21 protein-coding genes are annotated in these 15,044 nt (G+C 40.8%); 18 read left to right on the forward strand and 3 right to left on the reverse strand.

What is annotated here, in order from left to right; all coding sequences use genetic code 11:
* Positions 1-73: 73 nt before the first annotated feature.
* Positions 74-937 carry an STAS domain-containing protein gene (locus ACTWPM_RS17405; protein WP_443134266.1) on the reverse strand — a complete coding sequence of 288 codons (864 nt, stop codon included), beginning with the start codon at positions 935-937 and terminating at the stop codon, positions 74-76.
* Positions 938-1,052: 115 nt separating this feature from the next.
* Complete coding sequence (locus ACTWPM_RS17410; protein ID WP_443134267.1) at positions 1,053-2,198, reverse strand: amidohydrolase; 1,146 nt, start codon at positions 2,196-2,198, stop codon at positions 1,053-1,055.
* Between the two features lie 196 nt (positions 2,199-2,394).
* Here ACTWPM_RS17410 and ACTWPM_RS17415 point away from each other — a divergent pair, with 196 nt between their 5' ends.
* The 4 genes from ACTWPM_RS17415 to ACTWPM_RS17430 are packed head-to-tail and all read left to right on the forward strand — an operon-like array spanning position 2,395 to position 3,713.
* A complete protein-coding gene (locus ACTWPM_RS17415; protein ID WP_443134268.1) occupies positions 2,395-2,799 on the forward strand; it encodes a DUF3899 domain-containing protein in 405 nt (134 codons plus the stop codon).
* The gene (locus tag ACTWPM_RS17420) at positions 2,759-2,878 is read left to right on the forward strand and encodes a DUF3899 domain-containing protein (protein ID WP_443134298.1); all 120 of its coding nucleotides are present in this window, start codon (positions 2,759-2,761) and stop codon (positions 2,876-2,878) included. Before ACTWPM_RS17415 ends, ACTWPM_RS17420 begins: the two co-directional genes overlap by 41 nt.
* Before the next feature lie 20 nt (positions 2,879-2,898).
* Complete coding sequence (locus ACTWPM_RS17425) at positions 2,899-3,501, forward strand: pyroglutamyl-peptidase I (protein WP_443134269.1); 603 nt, start codon at positions 2,899-2,901, stop codon at positions 3,499-3,501.
* Between the two features lie 14 nt (positions 3,502-3,515).
* Positions 3,516-3,713, forward strand: a complete 198-nt coding sequence (locus tag ACTWPM_RS17430) for a hypothetical protein (protein WP_443134270.1) — start codon at positions 3,516-3,518, stop codon at positions 3,711-3,713.
* 42 nt (positions 3,714-3,755) lie between these two features.
* Here the strand turns inward: ACTWPM_RS17430 and ACTWPM_RS17435 are convergent, their stop codons facing one another.
* The gene (locus ACTWPM_RS17435; protein ID WP_443134271.1) at positions 3,756-4,853 is read right to left on the reverse strand and encodes an acyltransferase family protein; all 1,098 of its coding nucleotides are present in this window, start codon (positions 4,851-4,853) and stop codon (positions 3,756-3,758) included.
* A gap of 216 nt (positions 4,854-5,069) precedes the next feature.
* Between ACTWPM_RS17435 and ACTWPM_RS17440 the strand changes: the two genes are divergently transcribed.
* The 14 genes from ACTWPM_RS17440 to ACTWPM_RS17505 all read left to right on the forward strand — a co-directional run bounded on the left by ACTWPM_RS17440 (position 5,070) and on the right by ACTWPM_RS17505 (position 14,807).
* Entirely contained in the window at positions 5,070-5,828 is a 759-nt protein-coding gene (locus ACTWPM_RS17440; RefSeq protein WP_443134272.1) for a fumarylacetoacetate hydrolase family protein, read from the forward strand.
* A gap of 341 nt (positions 5,829-6,169) precedes the next feature.
* Complete coding sequence (gvpQ, locus tag ACTWPM_RS17445) at positions 6,170-6,913, forward strand: gas vesicle protein GvpQ (RefSeq protein ID WP_443134273.1); 744 nt, start codon at positions 6,170-6,172, stop codon at positions 6,911-6,913.
* A 20-nt stretch (positions 6,914-6,933) separates the two neighbouring features.
* Positions 6,934-7,236 (forward strand): gas vesicle structural protein GvpA, encoded by a 303-nt coding sequence (gene gvpA, locus ACTWPM_RS17450; protein WP_443134274.1) that lies wholly within the window; start codon positions 6,934-6,936, stop codon positions 7,234-7,236.
* Positions 7,237-7,305: 69 nt separating this feature from the next.
* A complete protein-coding gene (gvpO, locus tag ACTWPM_RS17455) occupies positions 7,306-7,572 on the forward strand; it encodes a gas vesicle protein GvpO (RefSeq protein ID WP_443134275.1) in 267 nt (88 codons plus the stop codon).
* 18 nt (positions 7,573-7,590) lie between these two features.
* Positions 7,591-8,499, forward strand: a complete 909-nt coding sequence (gene gvpN / locus ACTWPM_RS17460; RefSeq protein ID WP_443134276.1) for a gas vesicle protein GvpN — start codon at positions 7,591-7,593, stop codon at positions 8,497-8,499.
* Positions 8,500-8,513: 14 nt separating this feature from the next.
* Complete coding sequence (locus ACTWPM_RS17465) at positions 8,514-9,278, forward strand: GvpL/GvpF family gas vesicle protein (protein ID WP_443134277.1); 765 nt, start codon at positions 8,514-8,516, stop codon at positions 9,276-9,278.
* Entirely contained in the window at positions 9,275-9,529 is a 255-nt protein-coding gene (locus ACTWPM_RS17470) for a gas vesicle protein GvpG (RefSeq protein ID WP_443134278.1), read from the forward strand. The genes ACTWPM_RS17465 and ACTWPM_RS17470 overlap by 4 nt, the downstream gene beginning before the upstream one ends.
* Positions 9,530-9,547: 18 nt before the next feature.
* A complete protein-coding gene (locus tag ACTWPM_RS17475) occupies positions 9,548-10,360 on the forward strand; it encodes a GvpL/GvpF family gas vesicle protein (protein WP_443134279.1) in 813 nt (270 codons plus the stop codon).
* 3 nt (positions 10,361-10,363) lie between these two features.
* Positions 10,364-10,624, forward strand: a complete 261-nt coding sequence (locus ACTWPM_RS17480) for a gas vesicle protein (RefSeq protein ID WP_014644361.1) — start codon at positions 10,364-10,366, stop codon at positions 10,622-10,624.
* Entirely contained in the window at positions 10,605-10,904 is a 300-nt protein-coding gene (locus ACTWPM_RS17485; RefSeq protein ID WP_014644360.1) for a gas vesicle protein K, read from the forward strand. Before ACTWPM_RS17480 ends, ACTWPM_RS17485 begins: the two co-directional genes overlap by 20 nt.
* 18 nt (positions 10,905-10,922) lie before the next feature.
* Positions 10,923-11,237 (forward strand): gas vesicle protein, encoded by a 315-nt coding sequence (locus ACTWPM_RS17490; RefSeq protein WP_089750593.1) that lies wholly within the window; start codon positions 10,923-10,925, stop codon positions 11,235-11,237.
* Positions 11,238-11,258: 21 nt separating this feature from the next.
* Complete coding sequence (locus tag ACTWPM_RS17495; protein ID WP_443134280.1) at positions 11,259-12,413, forward strand: hypothetical protein; 1,155 nt, start codon at positions 11,259-11,261, stop codon at positions 12,411-12,413.
* 30 nt (positions 12,414-12,443) lie between these two features.
* Positions 12,444-12,809, forward strand: coding sequence for a gas vesicle accessory protein GvpU (gene gvpU, locus ACTWPM_RS17500; protein ID WP_443134281.1), 366 nt, complete (start codon positions 12,444-12,446; stop codon positions 12,807-12,809).
* Between the two features lie 261 nt (positions 12,810-13,070).
* The gene (locus tag ACTWPM_RS17505) at positions 13,071-14,807 is read left to right on the forward strand and encodes a carbon starvation CstA family protein (RefSeq protein ID WP_443134282.1); all 1,737 of its coding nucleotides are present in this window, start codon (positions 13,071-13,073) and stop codon (positions 14,805-14,807) included.
* The last annotated feature ends 237 nt before the right edge of the window (positions 14,808-15,044 follow it).

The raw sequence follows: 15,044 nt of genomic DNA on the forward strand, positions 1-15,044 counted from the left end.
AAACGTAAATGTACAAAAAGAGCAGCTTCCCACTTGGAAGCTGCTCTTTTATGTGAACTATTTTAAACTGAGTTTACGTTTCCTGCTTTTCAATCAATCTAAACCCAATATACTCAAGGGCTGACTCCAGATTCGGCACTGTTTTTGTATTTAAATGCAGAAGCTGGGTGTTGTTGACTTCATGTTTAGCAATTTCCGGAGTAATGCCCGTCATAATGGTTTCCATTCCCATTAGTTTTAAAGATCGCACCAATTCAATGAGCACACTAGGAAAGGTGTTATCTACGATCACTAACCCGGATAAGTCTATGACGAAGGAATCGATATCATGATCAACCCCGTACTGGAGCACCGTTTCCATAATTTTATCTGCTCTGTACCCATCAATAATACCTTGCAGTGTTAAGATAGAAACGCCGCTTGTAATCGGAATAATGGGGACGTTTAAAAGACCCATATTATATTTTGTTTCATCCAAGTCAATAAGATGAGAAAGAATGTCCGCCATTGACTTTAAATATTCTACATCTTCATTACTGAAGTTCTTTTCTTCTTTATCCATTACACATAAGGTACCGAATACGTGACCGTCTGTGTTTTTTAACGTGACACCAAGAAAGCCTTTCACTTCCAGCTGGGAGGTGACTTCGAGTTCTCTAGTTAATTCATCTTTGGATAAATTATTCGTGTGCATGAAGTCGTTATCTTCTGAGATAATCAGTCGGCAGTAGGTGCCGCCATACTCCACGCTATAGCCTTCTGGAATAATTTCGTCCTCTCTATTAAACGAGCTAAGAACCGTCATCGCTTTGTCGCCACGCTTCGTAACATATGCTGTGTTTACATTTAATTGCCTGCTGATGATTTCAAACATTTTACTGGACACCGTTTTTAATGAATGAAATTCGGAAGAGGCTAAATTATATTGACTGGACATACATACCTTCCCCTTTACCTCTTATGTTGAAAAAGCCTATTCTATTCTACCATAATAATTCAACTGTAGTTTGATAGATTCGTTCTTTTTATAAGAGTAGAGGAAGGAGGGATGCTCACGTCCGGTTTTCTTTTTTATACACACATTCTCCATTAATGTAGGTCGCTTCCACATGGCTTCTCATATCAAAAGGATCACCGTTCCAAACGACCACATCCGCATCTTTCCCTTCTTCCAGAGATCCAACCCGATGATCAACACCCAGATGTTTCGCTGCTGTGGATGTGATAGCTTTCCATGCTTCTTGTTCTTCAAGACCATATTTAACCGCATGAATAGCACTTGAGATGAGTTGATCAATACCTACCACTGGATGATCGGTAGTAATGGAGATTGGAACTCCTGCTTTAGCTAAAACTGCCGACGTTTCCCATCCCTTATTCGCAAGTTCAATTTTTGCCCGCGTGGACATGGTTGGGCCGACGGACGCGTGAAATCCCTGAGCCCCTACATAGTCTGCAATTAAGTGTCCTTCTGTGCAATGTTCAATACTGATTTCGATATCGAATTCCTTAGCTAATCGGATTAACGTAACAATATCATCAGCGCGATGGACATGAGCACGGATGGGGATTTCTTTATTTAAAACTTTTACCAGTTGTTCCATGCCTAGATCAACTTCTTGTTTATCTTTCCTGGAAGCATAACTCTGAGCTTTTTTTAATGTGGACCGAAATAGGGAGGCCACCCCCATGCGAGTAATCGGAGCTTTTCCTTTAGTTCCGTGCAGACGTTTTGGGTTCTCGCCAAAAGCTGCTTTCATTCCGGAGGGATTTCTAAGTACCATGTCATCCACGATGGTTCCAGTGGTTTTAAGAGTAACCATCTCTCCTCCAATAACATTAGCGCTTCCCGGAAGTACTTGAACGGTTGTTACACCGGCCTGCCTAGCATCTTCGAATCCTTTTTCAAAGGGATTAATTCCATCTAGCGCACGAACCTCCGGTGTGATTGGATCACTAGTTTCATTAAAATCTTGCCCCTCTGTCCCTACTCCTTCTTCATGCACCCCGAGATGCGTATGGACATCAATTAAGCCTGGAGTAATGTATTTTCCGTTGCAGTCGATAACCTCTGCATTTTCATGCGGTTCATCAAAATTCCCTATTTTTTTTATTTTTTTCTCTTCTATCAAAATATTACCTTCAGGTGTTACGTTTCCCTTTCCATCAACTATGGTCGCATTTTCAAGTACTAGCATTAAACCTTTTACTCTCCTATCAAAAAAATATTTTTATTTAACTCCTTGCATAAATATGACTGGAATTTTATACTATTTCTGATTTGCATTTCAATACTAAAACAAAAAAATAATCATGTAAATTGATAAAATTGGTAATTTATTATCGAAAAGAATAATACAATTGAGAAAAAACTACCGAAAGCGGAATTATATAATGACTGAAGAATATAAAGATGTAATTGATGAGTTGCATATGGATATTATTTGGTTTCTTTACAGTAATGGAAAAACCCTTCGAAAACGCTACAACAGCTTATGTGATATCCAATTGAAAGTCTCTATAGTTACATTAGTACTCTCATTTTTTGCATGGTTTTTGAACTTTTGGGGAATGGGGCTTGAGGAAGCGGAAGTAATCAATCATGCCTTCTATTGGGGGCTCATTCTGCTCACTATTGGAGCAAGTTTTTATATTGGTCAAACAGGCTTTCTTCACCTTTTTTCAGCGGATTTAAGAGACTTTCTCAATTTATTGTCCCCCTTCGAGAGCTCAAAAGCGTGCAGACGAGAGAATAGCAATAGATTTCGAATGGAGAGATTGGAAGGAAGAGTGGCTTGAGCGTTGTAAATTGATCTTCTTAGCAGCAGGCGGAGGATCAATATTGTATTCTATTATTCTCTTATGGCTCCTCTCATAATTAAGAAAGGCGGTCCAAACATGAAAAAGTTATTATTGACAGGTTTTGAACCTTTTTTAAACTTTGCGTTCAACCCGACCGAATCAATCGTAGAATATTTGGATGGACGAACAATCGGCAATTATACTATTCACGGGGTAGTCCTGCCCGTAGATTTCAATCGTTCAGCTGAAGAGCTGATTACTCATTATCACCATATAAACCCTGATGCGGTAATTACCTTAGGAATGGCGGCTCATCGCAAAACAATTACTCCTGAACGGGTAGCGATTAATATTAAAGACGGAGCTCCAGATAATGATGGATATGTTCCCGAGGATGAGCCGATTCAGGAAGATGGGGCAGATGCTTACTTTTCTGAACTTCCCATTAAAAATATGGTTGCTTGTTTAAGAGAAAAAGGAATTCCAGCTGAAATTTCTAACACGGCGGGCACCTATCTTTGTAATAACGTTATGTACTCGCTGCTGCATGAGCTCCATCAAACGGAGAAAAAGATTCCTGCAGGATTTGTCCATATCCCAGCATCTTTTGAGATTGCTATGGTAGATTCTGAGATGCCAGCATGGCCATTATCTACCCTGCAAGAAGGTATTGAAACGATCATCCAAACCCTGGATTAAGGAGGCTTAACACTATGGTAGTATCCGGAAAGATTCATTATAAGAACCATAACATTGACTTTGAAGTTAAATACGAGCATGAAGATATTTCAGAAGGTCAAATTAAAAGTGAGGAAGCGAAGCAGGGCTTGATACATGCTATTAATCGAAAGTTCCGTGTGAAATATCCGCTTTCCAGTGAAATTGATCAGATTCACGTCAGTCGTTTTTAACAGGAACTAAAAAAGGCACCCTATGAGAGGGTGCCTTTTTTATTAGGAAGCTTTACCTTTGTTGAGAGCTGATTGATGAGGAGAAGAAGAGCCTAGTTTCGGCATATTAATTCGTCCGGTAACCAAACTCCCGAAAGGAATCAGATTGAATACATAACTCATAAAGATTGGTCCTGCTACACCTAAAACAAAAAATGCCAGAATATAAATGACTAGATTAGAAGGAAGCTTTAGGGTATCAAACCAACCGATCGCGCTATATTGAAACAAGGGGTGAATTAGATAAATGCTGTAGGAACAGCTGCTGACCCAAAGCACAGGCTTAGGTACCTTTTTCATTTTCATAGCGATTAGATAGAGTAGACAAAATACAAGGAACGTGTAGAAGATGATGTCAAACCTTTTAGAGCTGACAGCGGTCAATAAGCCGGAAACTCTTAAATAGATAGGGATCATTCCGGCAAGGACAGCCCCGCCGATGATCCAAAATCTAAATTTTTTCAAATAAAAAAGAAACTCGTCGAGATGTTTTCCGGCATAGTAAGCAACAGTGAAGTAGAAAAACCAGCCGAGAAATGGAAGCTGATAATAATCCCACATAAATTCAATACCTGAGATCCTGCCTTTAAAATTAAAGAATCCGAGATACATAATATTAATCGTTAAGGCAAAACCGATGACCAATAATGGTGGAAAACGGTCAAATGATTTCTTCAATAAAAAGTGCAGCGCATAAAACTGGAATATAATCAGTACGAAATAGCCATGCCAGGCGCCCAGAAGTGTTTTCTTAAAGAACAATTCGCCAAAAGCTGCCCATGTTAATCCGTCCAGACCAAGAGCATACACGGAATACACTGCTGCGAGAACCAAATAAGGAACCAGAATATATAGGATTCTTTTCTTCCAAAATGATTGCGGAAGGCGTTCAGGATATGAATAAGATAGCAAAAACTCTGAAATCATGACGAAGACCGGGGTGGCGAACATCATGCTCATATTAATTAAATAGGTAATGTTAGTTGTCGAAGCTGATACATCCAGGTTGCTTCGGGCCATTGTAATAGAATGAATAAGAACAACACACATACAAGCGACAAATCGAATAAAGAAAATTTCGTTAACAAAGCCTTTTTTCAAAAGTCCAGGCCTCCTTTTATTATACTCTGTCATTGTATTATGATTTCAGCTAGATTGATATAAATTTTTTATGATAATTGAAAGTTTACTACAGGTATTAATTTCCACCTCAGGTCATCCAAAATATGGATGACCTGAGGTGGAAGGTTTTGGTAGGATTATTCTTCTATGGTGATTTATAATAGAGTTATTACTAGAGTAGAGGGGAGTTTTTCAATGAAGTATATCCGTTATCGTAAAGAAGGTACAATCCATTATGGGGCGCTTGAAGGGGATACGATTACCCGGCTGGATGGCAATTACATAGAAGGTCCTGTGCAAAAATTATCCACTGGTGATTCGCTGGGAGAGGTGGAAGTGCTCGCTCCGACTGAACCGAGACAGCTACTTGCTATAGGTCTGAACTATGCGCTTCACGCTGAGGAACAGGGAAAGCCTCTACCTGAGGAGCCGATGATGTTTATGCTGTCACCGACAGCCGTTATTGGACAAAACGCTGGTATTACCCTGCCAACGGAAGACCACCGGATCGATTACGAAGCAGAATTGGCAGTGGTAATTGGTAAAGAGGCGAAGGATGTAACCAAAGAAGAGGCTTTATCTTACGTACTTGGTTATACCTGTGGAAATGATATATCGGACCGAGATCTCCAAAAGAAAGATATCCAGTACACGCGAGCCAAGTCTTATGCTACTTTTAAGCCGCTCGGACCAGTGATCGAGACGGAGCTGGATCCCAGCCATACTCAGATAAAACTTACTTTAAATGGAGAAGTGAAGCAGGATTCTAATACAAGTGACTTAATCCACAATGTAGAAGAACTTCTTGCAGAGGTAACTAAAGTGATGACCCTTCAACCAGGAGATGTGCTTATGACTGGAACGCCCTCAGGAGTTGGACCGCTTTCTCCTGGAGACGAATTAGAAATTGAAATAGAGGGCATAGGTAAGCTGCGCAATTATGTGAATAAATAAGGGAAAGAGTCTTGCGAATTCTCACGCAAGACTCTTTTTTGTTAACAAGGAGTATTTATTGAGGCTGAATCTAGTCAGCGATCCAGAAGATAACCCACTTGAAACTATCTAAGTATAATTTAAATGTAAAATTTGTAATATATGAATCAATAAGCCTCCTAAACCTTTGAAACTACTGAGGTAAAAGTTGGAGCCCTCTGTAATAATTGATGAAAAAATAACCATTTTTTACTCATATTCCTTTTAACAAGGTTTCAATGTATCTCTTATGGGAACTAAGGATAAAAAATAGCGCAATAAATCTCAGCAAAAATCTTAATTCAGGAAAAGGGAGGATGGAAGTGAGCAAAGAAAATCGAAATGGTAAGCCATCTTCTGACGACGACTCCCTCCTTAATGACATTGGAGGAGGTGTTAAGGAGAAGGCAGAAAGTTTTCGTGAAAAAATTCCTAGTGCATCTGAATTTATGAAAAGGTCAGATAACCCTGCTGAATTTGCGGATGAAGTGACTGATGAAATTCAAGAAGCTTCCAAGGAAGTTACAGAGGAAGCGCAGGATGAAACTAGTGACTATTTGGCTCAGCAATTTAAAGAGCAATTACGAAGAGAAATTGAAGAATTAAGATCCAATCTTGAAGAAAAGCAACAGGAAAACGCCAAGAAGGTTCATCAAAGAGCGGATGAAGCAGAGAAAAAGCTGCAGGAAAAACTTTTGCAGCTTCGTGAAAAGATCGCTTCTGTAAGAGAGTCTGGCGAAGAGATTCAAGAAAAGATAAAAGAAAGTCAGCGCTCTCGAAATTCTGATAGTCGAGCTAAAGGTGTAGAAAGCATAAAAGGTATATCGAATGTCAGGAGCTCTTCCAAGCTTAAAGGTCCCTCTAATATAAAGGGGCTCAGTCAAATGAAAAGCACGCCTCAGGTAAAAAGCTCAACTGATCTTAAAGGTGTGAATGAGCTGAAAAGTTCCAACAGCATTAAGGGGCCAACAGATGCAAAGGGGCTGAATGAAATTAAAAGCGCTCCAAACGTTAAGGGCCCTAAAGATGTGAAGGGAATAGAAGATATCAAAACATATCATGGATAAAAATTGAAAGGAGAATGAAAATGGCTATTCAAAAATCAACAGATAGTTCCAGTCTCGCAGAGGTAGTAGACCGTATTCTTGATAAAGGGATTGTAATCGATGCATTTGCACGTGTTTCAGTCGTAGGTATCGAGTTAATTACAGTAGAAGCAAGAGTGGTAATCGCAAGTGTAGATACTTGGCTCCGCTATGCAGAGGCTGTAGGTCTCCTGCGTGATGAAGTAGAAGAGGAAGGTATTGGCGGCCGTCTCGCCGAGCAGCGAGTAGGTTCCCAATCTCAGGAATCTGAGGACTCCAATGAGCGAGGCGAATTCAGTATTTAATCAGGGAAGGGTTGGTCTTACTGCCAACCCCTTCTCTATCTATATTAGCAGAAAGGCGGGTCATTCCATATGAAACTGTTAGACAACGTTACTCAGTTCTTTAATAATAATATTGCTCCTCCTCATAAAATCATTTCTGCCAAAAAGCAGGACGATGGCTGGAGAGCACTAGTTGAAATTATTGAGGAAAAGGAATATATGAAAAAGTATGCCAATGATCAAATGATCGGGCTTTATGAAGTATTTTTAGACAATAATCATGAGGTAACCGGTTTTTCCAGACTAAGTTTACGCTACCGCAGTGATTTAGAAGAAAAAACAGAAGCTGAACACTAGGAAAAGGAGGGGTGGAAAATGACTAAGTTAACGGAAACAAAAGCTGGACCTCAAGAAGATCGAGGCGTGTACGCCCATCCCTTCTTTCAAAATTTGATTAAACGATCGCAGCGTTATTTATCGTTAGGGTATCCGGTGCATTTTACGGGACCTACAGGAATCGGAAAGACGACGTTAGCTCTCCATATCGCTAAATCGCGAAAACGTCCAGTTGTTCTGATTAGCGGTAATAAAAGTTTGTCTAATGCAGAATTAATTGGAGCGTTCAAAGGCTACAATCGGAAAAAAGTCAATGATAATTATGTGCGCACAGTGAGAAAGATTGAAGAAAACGTCACAGAAGGATGGGTTTCAGGTCGTTTGTATGAGGCTGTAAAAAATGGATACACGGTTGTTTACGATGAGTTCACCCGATCAAAGCCGGAGGTTAACAATCTATTCTTATCCGTGCTGGAAGAAAAAATTCTCCCGCTATATGGTACTAAACGGAAGGATTCTCATATAAGAGTTCATCCGGATTTTTCCATCATTTTCACGAGTAATCCAGCTGAATATGTTGGTGTATATCAAACACAGGATGCCCTCCTGGATCGTATGATATCGCTGCCTTTGAAATCGTTGGATCAAGAAGCGGAAGCCACTATCGTGACTGAACGTACTAATATAGATGTGGATAAAGCAAAATCCATAGTAGGTTTTGTGCATCGAGTAAAAGATTTATGCAACAACCGTGACTCTTCTTTAAGTTTACGTGCATCCATCATGATTGCGGATGTGGCTGAACGTTATCAACTGCCGATTGATGGAAATGATAAAGAGTTTCAAGAACTCTGCCTTGATATCACGTACTTCACCTTGGATTTATGCACGGACGACCAAGAAGAAGATCTACAGAGTAAAATTATAGAGGCATGCAAAAAGGTGTAGGAGGCGTTGAAGACATGGCTGAAGAATTAGGTATTTATGTATTTTGCTGTATTCAAACAAACGAGGATAAAAGTTTCGGCACCATTGAATTTGAAGGAGAAGAGCGTTCTATTTTTACCATCCATTATAAAGACGCTGCGATGGTAGCCACTGAAGCACCGGTGAAAATTTACACTCCGAAAAAAGATCATTTAATGACTCACCAAAATGTTATTTCCCTGGTGATGGAAAGTGAGCCCTCTGTGGTCCCAATAAGTTTCGGGAACGTATTTCAAACCCGGGAAGACACAGAAGTCCTTCTCGAAAATTTATATCCTCAGTTAGCCCGCCTATTTCCAGAAGTAGAAAACAAAATTGAAATCGGGCTTAAAGTGGTGGGCAGAAAAGAATGGCTCGAAGACGAAGTTAACAAGAATAATAAGGTGATGAAGCAAAAAGAAACAGTCTCCAATAAATCAGAAGCTGCTGGATATTTTGACCGAATTAAACTGGGTGAAATGGCTCAGGATTTCTTTGACAATATAAAAACAGAGATCGAAAAAGATATTCATACGCCGCTTGTAAGGTTATCTGAATCATCGAAATCCAATGAAACAGTTGGAGAAAAAATGTTGTTAAATGGAGCTTACTTGATTGATCGTAGCAATGAGCAGGCATTCGACGAAAAAGTTAATGAACTTCATGAACGCTGGAAAGACCGTGTGGAATTTAAATATACGGGCCCATGGCCCGCGTATAATTTCATAAATATTAAATTGAAGGTGGAGGAAACGTCATGATTCATAAACTATTCACTTCCCCGATTAATTTGATTGTCAAAGTTGGCGAGCACGTTAAGGAAGAAGTGGATAAAGAGATGTATGACTTAGATCACATCCAGAAAAAGCTTGTAAATCTTCAGATGATGTATGAACTGGATGAGATCTCAGAAGACGTTTATGAAGCACAGGAAGAGGAATTGCTCGAGCGTTATGAAATTGCCAAGAGAATGGAACTTGAACAGTGGGAAGAAATGACGAAACGGCAATAGGATTGGAGAGTTTGTGTGATGGGCGAACTAATTTATTTATACGGTATTGTTCCTATTCAAAATGAAGATCAGTCTTTTTCTGACTTAACAGGCATTGATGAGGAGCGGGTTCTCCATGCGATCAATTTTGATAAATGTGCGGCGGTAGTGTGCCGTGTTGAGGAGCAAGATTATGGCGAGAAAGTCCTCGAAGAAAAAACGAAGGACATGGAATGGGTGAAAGATAAAGCTTTCCATCACCATGAAACATTAATCAAGCTGCGAGAGCGAACTACCATAATTCCAATGAAATTTTGTACGATTTACCAAAGTGAAAATAGTCTGGAGAACATGGTGAGCACCCATGAAGAGGACTGGGTTCACCTACTTGAAAATCTTCAAGACAAAGAAGAATGGAACTTGAAAATCTATTGTGACCGGTCTTCACTAAGAGAAAAAGTGGCCGAGCATGATTTAACGATAAAAGAGAAAAAAGAAGAAATTGAAGGTATGTCGAAGGGAAAACAGTATTTGCAGCGTAAAAAGCTGGATCAGCTCGTAGATGAACAAGTTGAGAAAGAACTAAATTCTTTTTCTAAAGGCTTTCACGATAAATTGAGGGCTTATAGTAATCAGGATGTTGTGAAAAAAACTTGGAATAAAGATGTCACAGGTAAAGACGAAGAAATGTGCTGGAATAGCGCTTTTCTGCTTCCTTTAGAGCAGGTGGAAGGCTTTTTAGAAGAAGTGACTACAGCCAACAACGAACACCAGCACGCAGGCTGGAAATTCGAAGTGACTGGACCATGGCCGGCTTACCACTTTGTCAATCTCTCAAAAAGCGAGGTCTGAATGATGAGTGAAAGAGAACAATATGAAAATAAAGATATTTCTCTGATCGACATCCTGGATACCGTCTTGGATAAAGGGGTGGCCATCAAAGGAGATCTTGTTATTTCCATTGCCGGGATTGATCTCGTCTATCTGGATTTACGAGTATTGATTTCAGCTGTAGAAACCTTGGTGCAATCGAATCAGCAAGGAGCAAAATCCATTTCCTCTGAACGTATGGATGAAGAAAAGGAGGCACTCGAATATGTCACAGAGCGATCTTGAACATCAACCGGTGAAAAGCGGACGGATTGAATTAGATCCAGAAGGGGCAGAACAAGGTCTCGCCCAACTGGTCTTAACGGTAATAGAATTACTGCGGCAGCTTGTGGAGCGCCACGCGATCAGGAGAGTAGATGGTGGCACCTTAACCGAAGAAGAAATTGAAAAATTAGGGGTAGCCCTCATGAATCTGGAAGTGAAGATGGATGAACTTAAAGACATTTTTGAATTGGAAGATGAGGATTTGAACATCGATCTGGGTCCATTAGGAAACTTATTGTAATAAAAGGAGGTTCAACCCATGGCTATCGAACAGTCAACACAGTCCAATAGTATCGTCGACGTTTTGGAAACTGTTTTAGATAAGGGTGTTGTAATTGCAGGGGACATCAGGGTCGGTATAGCGGATGTAGAATTATTAACCATTAAAATCCGACTGATCGTTGCTTCTGTAGATAAAGCAAAAGAAATTGGCATGGACTGGTGGGAAACAGACCCGTTCTTGAGCTCCAAAGCAGCTGAGCAGAACACCAAGGAGCTAGAAAAAGAAAATGAACAACTTTCCAAGCGTTTAGAACAATTGGAAAAAAACATGAGCCAAAACACTCGTTATTAATTTAAAAAAGGAGGACCAATTATGAGTGATAAAAAAACAAGTCTGCATAATGAAGATGATCGTGCGAAGAAGGCAAAATTTGATATAAATAGTAAAGCCTCAAGAGCGGTCATCGGAAGCGCCGTAGGTTTGGCAGCCGGATTAATGACAACCGCTAAGAAATTAAAGTCTTCTGATGATGAGGATACTTCTAGTAAGGAAAATAATAACTCTTCGTCTGAGAAGCAGGAAAACCATTCTGAACCTGAAAATCAGAACAATAATGAACAAGAAGAGGATAGTAGAAGCAAACGAGCTGTTTTGAAGGAGAATGTAAGTAAAGCTGGATCAAAAGTCAGTAAGGTTGGAACTGTAGCGGGTTCGAAACTTAGCGAAGCTGGCAGTAGAGTTGGAGAAGCTACATCGAGCGCTGGAACTAAAGTGAGTGAAGCAGGATCAAAGGCAGGTTCTGGCTTTAAGAGTTTTAAAGATAAAACGAAAGAAAGAACCAGCAGCGTAGCTAGCAGATTTAGAAGATCTGAGAACGAGGATGGAAGCGGAAGCTCTAAAACGACCTTAATCAATACGAATCCTATTGAAAATCAACAGCAATCAAGTGATTCTTCACAGGATAATAGTCAACAAAACAAACAAGGCAGCGATTCCGAAGAGCAGCAACAGCAACCGAGTGGAAAATCAGATGAATCCAATCAGCAATCAGGTAATTCTCAAGGAAGTGGAGAGCAGAAGCAACAAGAAAATACTGCTCCGAGCAATAACGACCAGCAGTCAAGCAGCTCCTCAGAGGAGAACCAACAGCAGCAGCCGAGTGGAAGAACTGAAGAATCCAATCAGCAATCAGGTAATTCTCAAGGAAGTGGAGAGCAGAAGCAACAAGAAAATACTGCTCCGAGCAATAACGAGCAGCGGTCAAGCAGCTCCTCAGAGGAGAACCAACAGCAGCCGAGTGGAAGATCTGGAGAATCCAATCAGCAATCAAATAGTTCTCAAAGAAACGACCAGCAAAAAGAGAATTCGTCTGAGAATGAACAGCAGTCCTCAGCTACGCAAGAGAAGATTGCAAATTCTTCACACGAAGAGGTAGCAGCCTCCAAGGAACAGGATAACAAAAACAAAGATTCTCAGAGTAATAAGCAAAAAACATCACTATCAAGCAATGATGATACTACTAAATAAAAGTAGTAATTATAGAAGGGAGAAGATAATATGGATGATTTACTAATGACTTATGTAAAAGCTGCTAATCAACACGGTTTTTCCTTGGATATTACCCTAAACATTAACGGTGCTTTAGTAACCGGGACCACGGTATCAGCTCAGAAATATCTAGATTCCGCCAGCCAGTCTTTTAAAGGGGGAAATGATGTTTCAAAAGAAATCAGTGACAAGTTGGCTCAGGCCAGCCAGAATGCAGAGGAACAAAATCAAGAAGACGTAAACTATATTCATTTGAAAAATGCACAGGTTTACAACGGAGATTCAAGCCCTACACCTGCTGACGGCCAATTCTTCTGGAGGGGAAGAATGGATGAAGTTGATGGCTTTTTCCTAGGCCGCATTGCATCTGAATAGTTTTTCCTTATAGGCTTACAGTCTCTTACTATTATAGAGTCTGTAAGCTTTTTATATAGTTTCTGCTGTTTTCTAGCTTCAAAGTAGTGAGTTCATATCTACCGATTCTCCTAGTAGTTCTACTACCTCTCAAAAAACGACAGCTTCTCGTACATTTGGCTGAATTTTTAGATAAATCAGTCAACAGCGTTGATAGTTAGGAAAAAATTGTAGTATAATACCATAAGTATGGAAACGCATACATAATAGAGGAGGGGTATTGTGAGTGGTATATGGCTTGCGGTAGTTGGAGGTATTGTTTTTATTCTCGGCTACAGGTATTATTCAAAATTCATTGCTGAGAAAATCTATAAACTGGATCCGAACTATGTGACACCTGCCCATCAATATAAGGACGGGGTCGATTTTGTGCCAACCAATAAATTTGTACTCTGGGGGCACCATTTCACCTCTGTTGCCGGAGCTGCACCAATTGTCGGTCCGGCTATTGCTGTGTATTGGGGCTGGCTGCCTGCTGTCCTTTGGGTGCTTCTTGGTACCGTCTTTGCAGCGGGAGTCCATGATTTTGGAACGTTAGTATTATCGGTTAGAAATAAGGGACAATCGGTAGGGACACTTGCGAGCAAGCTGATTGGTCAAAGAGCGAAAGTACTGTTTTTATTTATTATTCTATTATTAGTTCTAATGGTTAATGCTGTGTTTGCCTGGGTTATTGCCAACTTGTTCATTTCCTTCCCGGCAAGCGTATTATCTGTGTTTATTCAGATTCCACTTGCAATTTGGATTGGATACAGCGTGTACAAGAAAAAAGGGAATATGCTGCTCCCGTCCATTGTAGCGCTCGCCGTTATGTATCTGGCAGCTATTGTGGCAAGCTATGTTCCAGTATTGCAAATTGACTTAGTGAAATACTTCGGGGGCGAAGGAGCATCCTCTGCCTTTGGACTTAGTGCAACATCCATGGCATTTTTCGTTTGGATTGTGGTGTTAATGGCTTATGTTTATATCGCTTCTACTCTTCCTGTATGGAAGCTGCTTCAGCCTCGTGATTACATTAACTCTCACCAGCTGATCGTTGGCCTGGGCTTATTGTACTTAGGTTTGCTTTTCACCAATCCGGAAATTACAGCTCCTGTGACGAATTCCACAGCAGACACTTCCTGGTTCCCATTGTTATTCATTACTATTGCGTGCGGAGCAATTTCTGGTTTCCACGGGCTGGTATCATCCGGGACGTCTTCCAAACAGCTGGACAATGAAAAGGATGCCAGGTTTGTAGGCTATTTAGGTTCCGTAGGAGAAGGAGCGCTCGCGCTTGTAGCTATTATTGCAGTAGTTACTTTCTTCCCAACAGCGGGAGAATTTACAGCCACTTACAGCAGTTTTACGGCTGCAAGCAGTGCTGGCCTTGGGGTATTTATCCAGGGGGCCGGGCAGCTCGCATCAGGACTAGGAATTCCCGTTGCAGTGGCTTCGACGATTGTTTCCGTTATTGTGGTTAGTTTTGCCGCAACTACGCTGGACTCATCCGTTCGTTTAATGCGGTATATTATTGCAGAGCTTGGGACCGAGTATAATGTAACTCCTCTTACGAAAACGCATGTAGCTACTACGGTTGCAGTAGTTTCCAGTGCCGCACTGACATTGATTCCTCAGGGACCAAAAGGGTTCGGTTCCGGTGGATACCTGTTATGGCCACTATTTGGTACTTCCAATCAGCTGCTTGCCGGTATTAGCTTACTCCTTGTCTCCATCTGGCTGAAACGCCTGGGACGAAGCTATTGGCCGACCTTGATTCCTATGGTTTTCCTCATGTTTATGACTTTATGGGCCATGATTACTCAGGTTCTTGGTGAATGGGCGCCATGGGCGGAAGGCAGTGACTGGATGTTATTCACTTTTGGGGCAATCATCCTCGTCTTCACGTTCTGGATCCTATTAACAGCTGCATCAGCAATTTTTAAGAATGACCGCGACTCTGTACAAAAGAGTGCGTAAGGATAAGAGTCGCACGTTCAACGTGCGGCTTTGCTATTTTCTCCTTTTATGGAGCTACTCATGAAGAAATAATCATGTAGATTTTCAATTAAGCTTCTTAAACTATAGGGTCGTTTAGTTGTAGACTCAGTTTCGAGATATTTTGTAGAGAAAGGGGTTCCAGGAAAGCGAGTTGTTTCCGTAGCCGTCCCATCCTTTTTTGGCAATGGACCCGAGTTATCTCGAAACTGAGTCTTC

Source organism: Halobacillus sp. K22 (assembly GCF_052246795.1).
Lineage (GTDB): Bacteria > Bacillota > Bacilli > Bacillales > Halobacillaceae > Halobacillus.

Excerpts from the sequence above, each read along its gene's own strand:
- ACTWPM_RS17440 (WP_443134272.1), top strand. The coding sequence starts at position 5,070 with ATGAAGTATATCCGTTATCGTAAAGAAGGTACAATCCATTATGGGGCG.
- ACTWPM_RS17415 (WP_443134268.1), top strand. The coding sequence starts at position 2,395 with ATGACTGAAGAATATAAAGATGTAATTGATGAGTTGCATATGGATATT.
- gvpA (WP_443134274.1), top strand. The coding sequence starts at position 6,934 with ATGGCTATTCAAAAATCAACAGATAGTTCCAGTCTCGCAGAGGTAGTA.
- ACTWPM_RS17495 (WP_443134280.1), top strand. The coding sequence starts at position 11,259 with ATGAGTGATAAAAAAACAAGTCTGCATAATGAAGATGATCGTGCGAAG.
- gvpU (WP_443134281.1), top strand. The coding sequence starts at position 12,444 with ATGGATGATTTACTAATGACTTATGTAAAAGCTGCTAATCAACACGGT.
- ACTWPM_RS17425 (WP_443134269.1), top strand. The coding sequence starts at position 2,899 with ATGAAAAAGTTATTATTGACAGGTTTTGAACCTTTTTTAAACTTTGCG.
- ACTWPM_RS17465 (WP_443134277.1), top strand. The coding sequence starts at position 8,514 with ATGGCTGAAGAATTAGGTATTTATGTATTTTGCTGTATTCAAACAAAC.
- ACTWPM_RS17485 (WP_014644360.1), top strand. The coding sequence starts at position 10,605 with ATGTCACAGAGCGATCTTGAACATCAACCGGTGAAAAGCGGACGGATT.
- ACTWPM_RS17405 (WP_443134266.1), bottom strand. The coding sequence starts at position 937 with ATGTCCAGTCAATATAATTTAGCCTCTTCCGAATTTCATTCATTAAAA.
- gvpO (WP_443134275.1), top strand. The coding sequence starts at position 7,306 with ATGAAACTGTTAGACAACGTTACTCAGTTCTTTAATAATAATATTGCT.
- ACTWPM_RS17490 (WP_089750593.1), top strand. The coding sequence starts at position 10,923 with ATGGCTATCGAACAGTCAACACAGTCCAATAGTATCGTCGACGTTTTG.
- gvpN (WP_443134276.1), top strand. The coding sequence starts at position 7,591 with ATGACTAAGTTAACGGAAACAAAAGCTGGACCTCAAGAAGATCGAGGC.
- ACTWPM_RS17470 (WP_443134278.1), top strand. The coding sequence starts at position 9,275 with ATGATTCATAAACTATTCACTTCCCCGATTAATTTGATTGTCAAAGTT.
- ACTWPM_RS17430 (WP_443134270.1), top strand. The coding sequence starts at position 3,516 with ATGGTAGTATCCGGAAAGATTCATTATAAGAACCATAACATTGACTTT.
- ACTWPM_RS17475 (WP_443134279.1), top strand. The coding sequence starts at position 9,548 with ATGGGCGAACTAATTTATTTATACGGTATTGTTCCTATTCAAAATGAA.
- ACTWPM_RS17480 (WP_014644361.1), top strand. The coding sequence starts at position 10,364 with ATGAGTGAAAGAGAACAATATGAAAATAAAGATATTTCTCTGATCGAC.
- ACTWPM_RS17410 (WP_443134267.1), bottom strand. The coding sequence starts at position 2,198 with ATGCTAGTACTTGAAAATGCGACCATAGTTGATGGAAAGGGAAACGTA.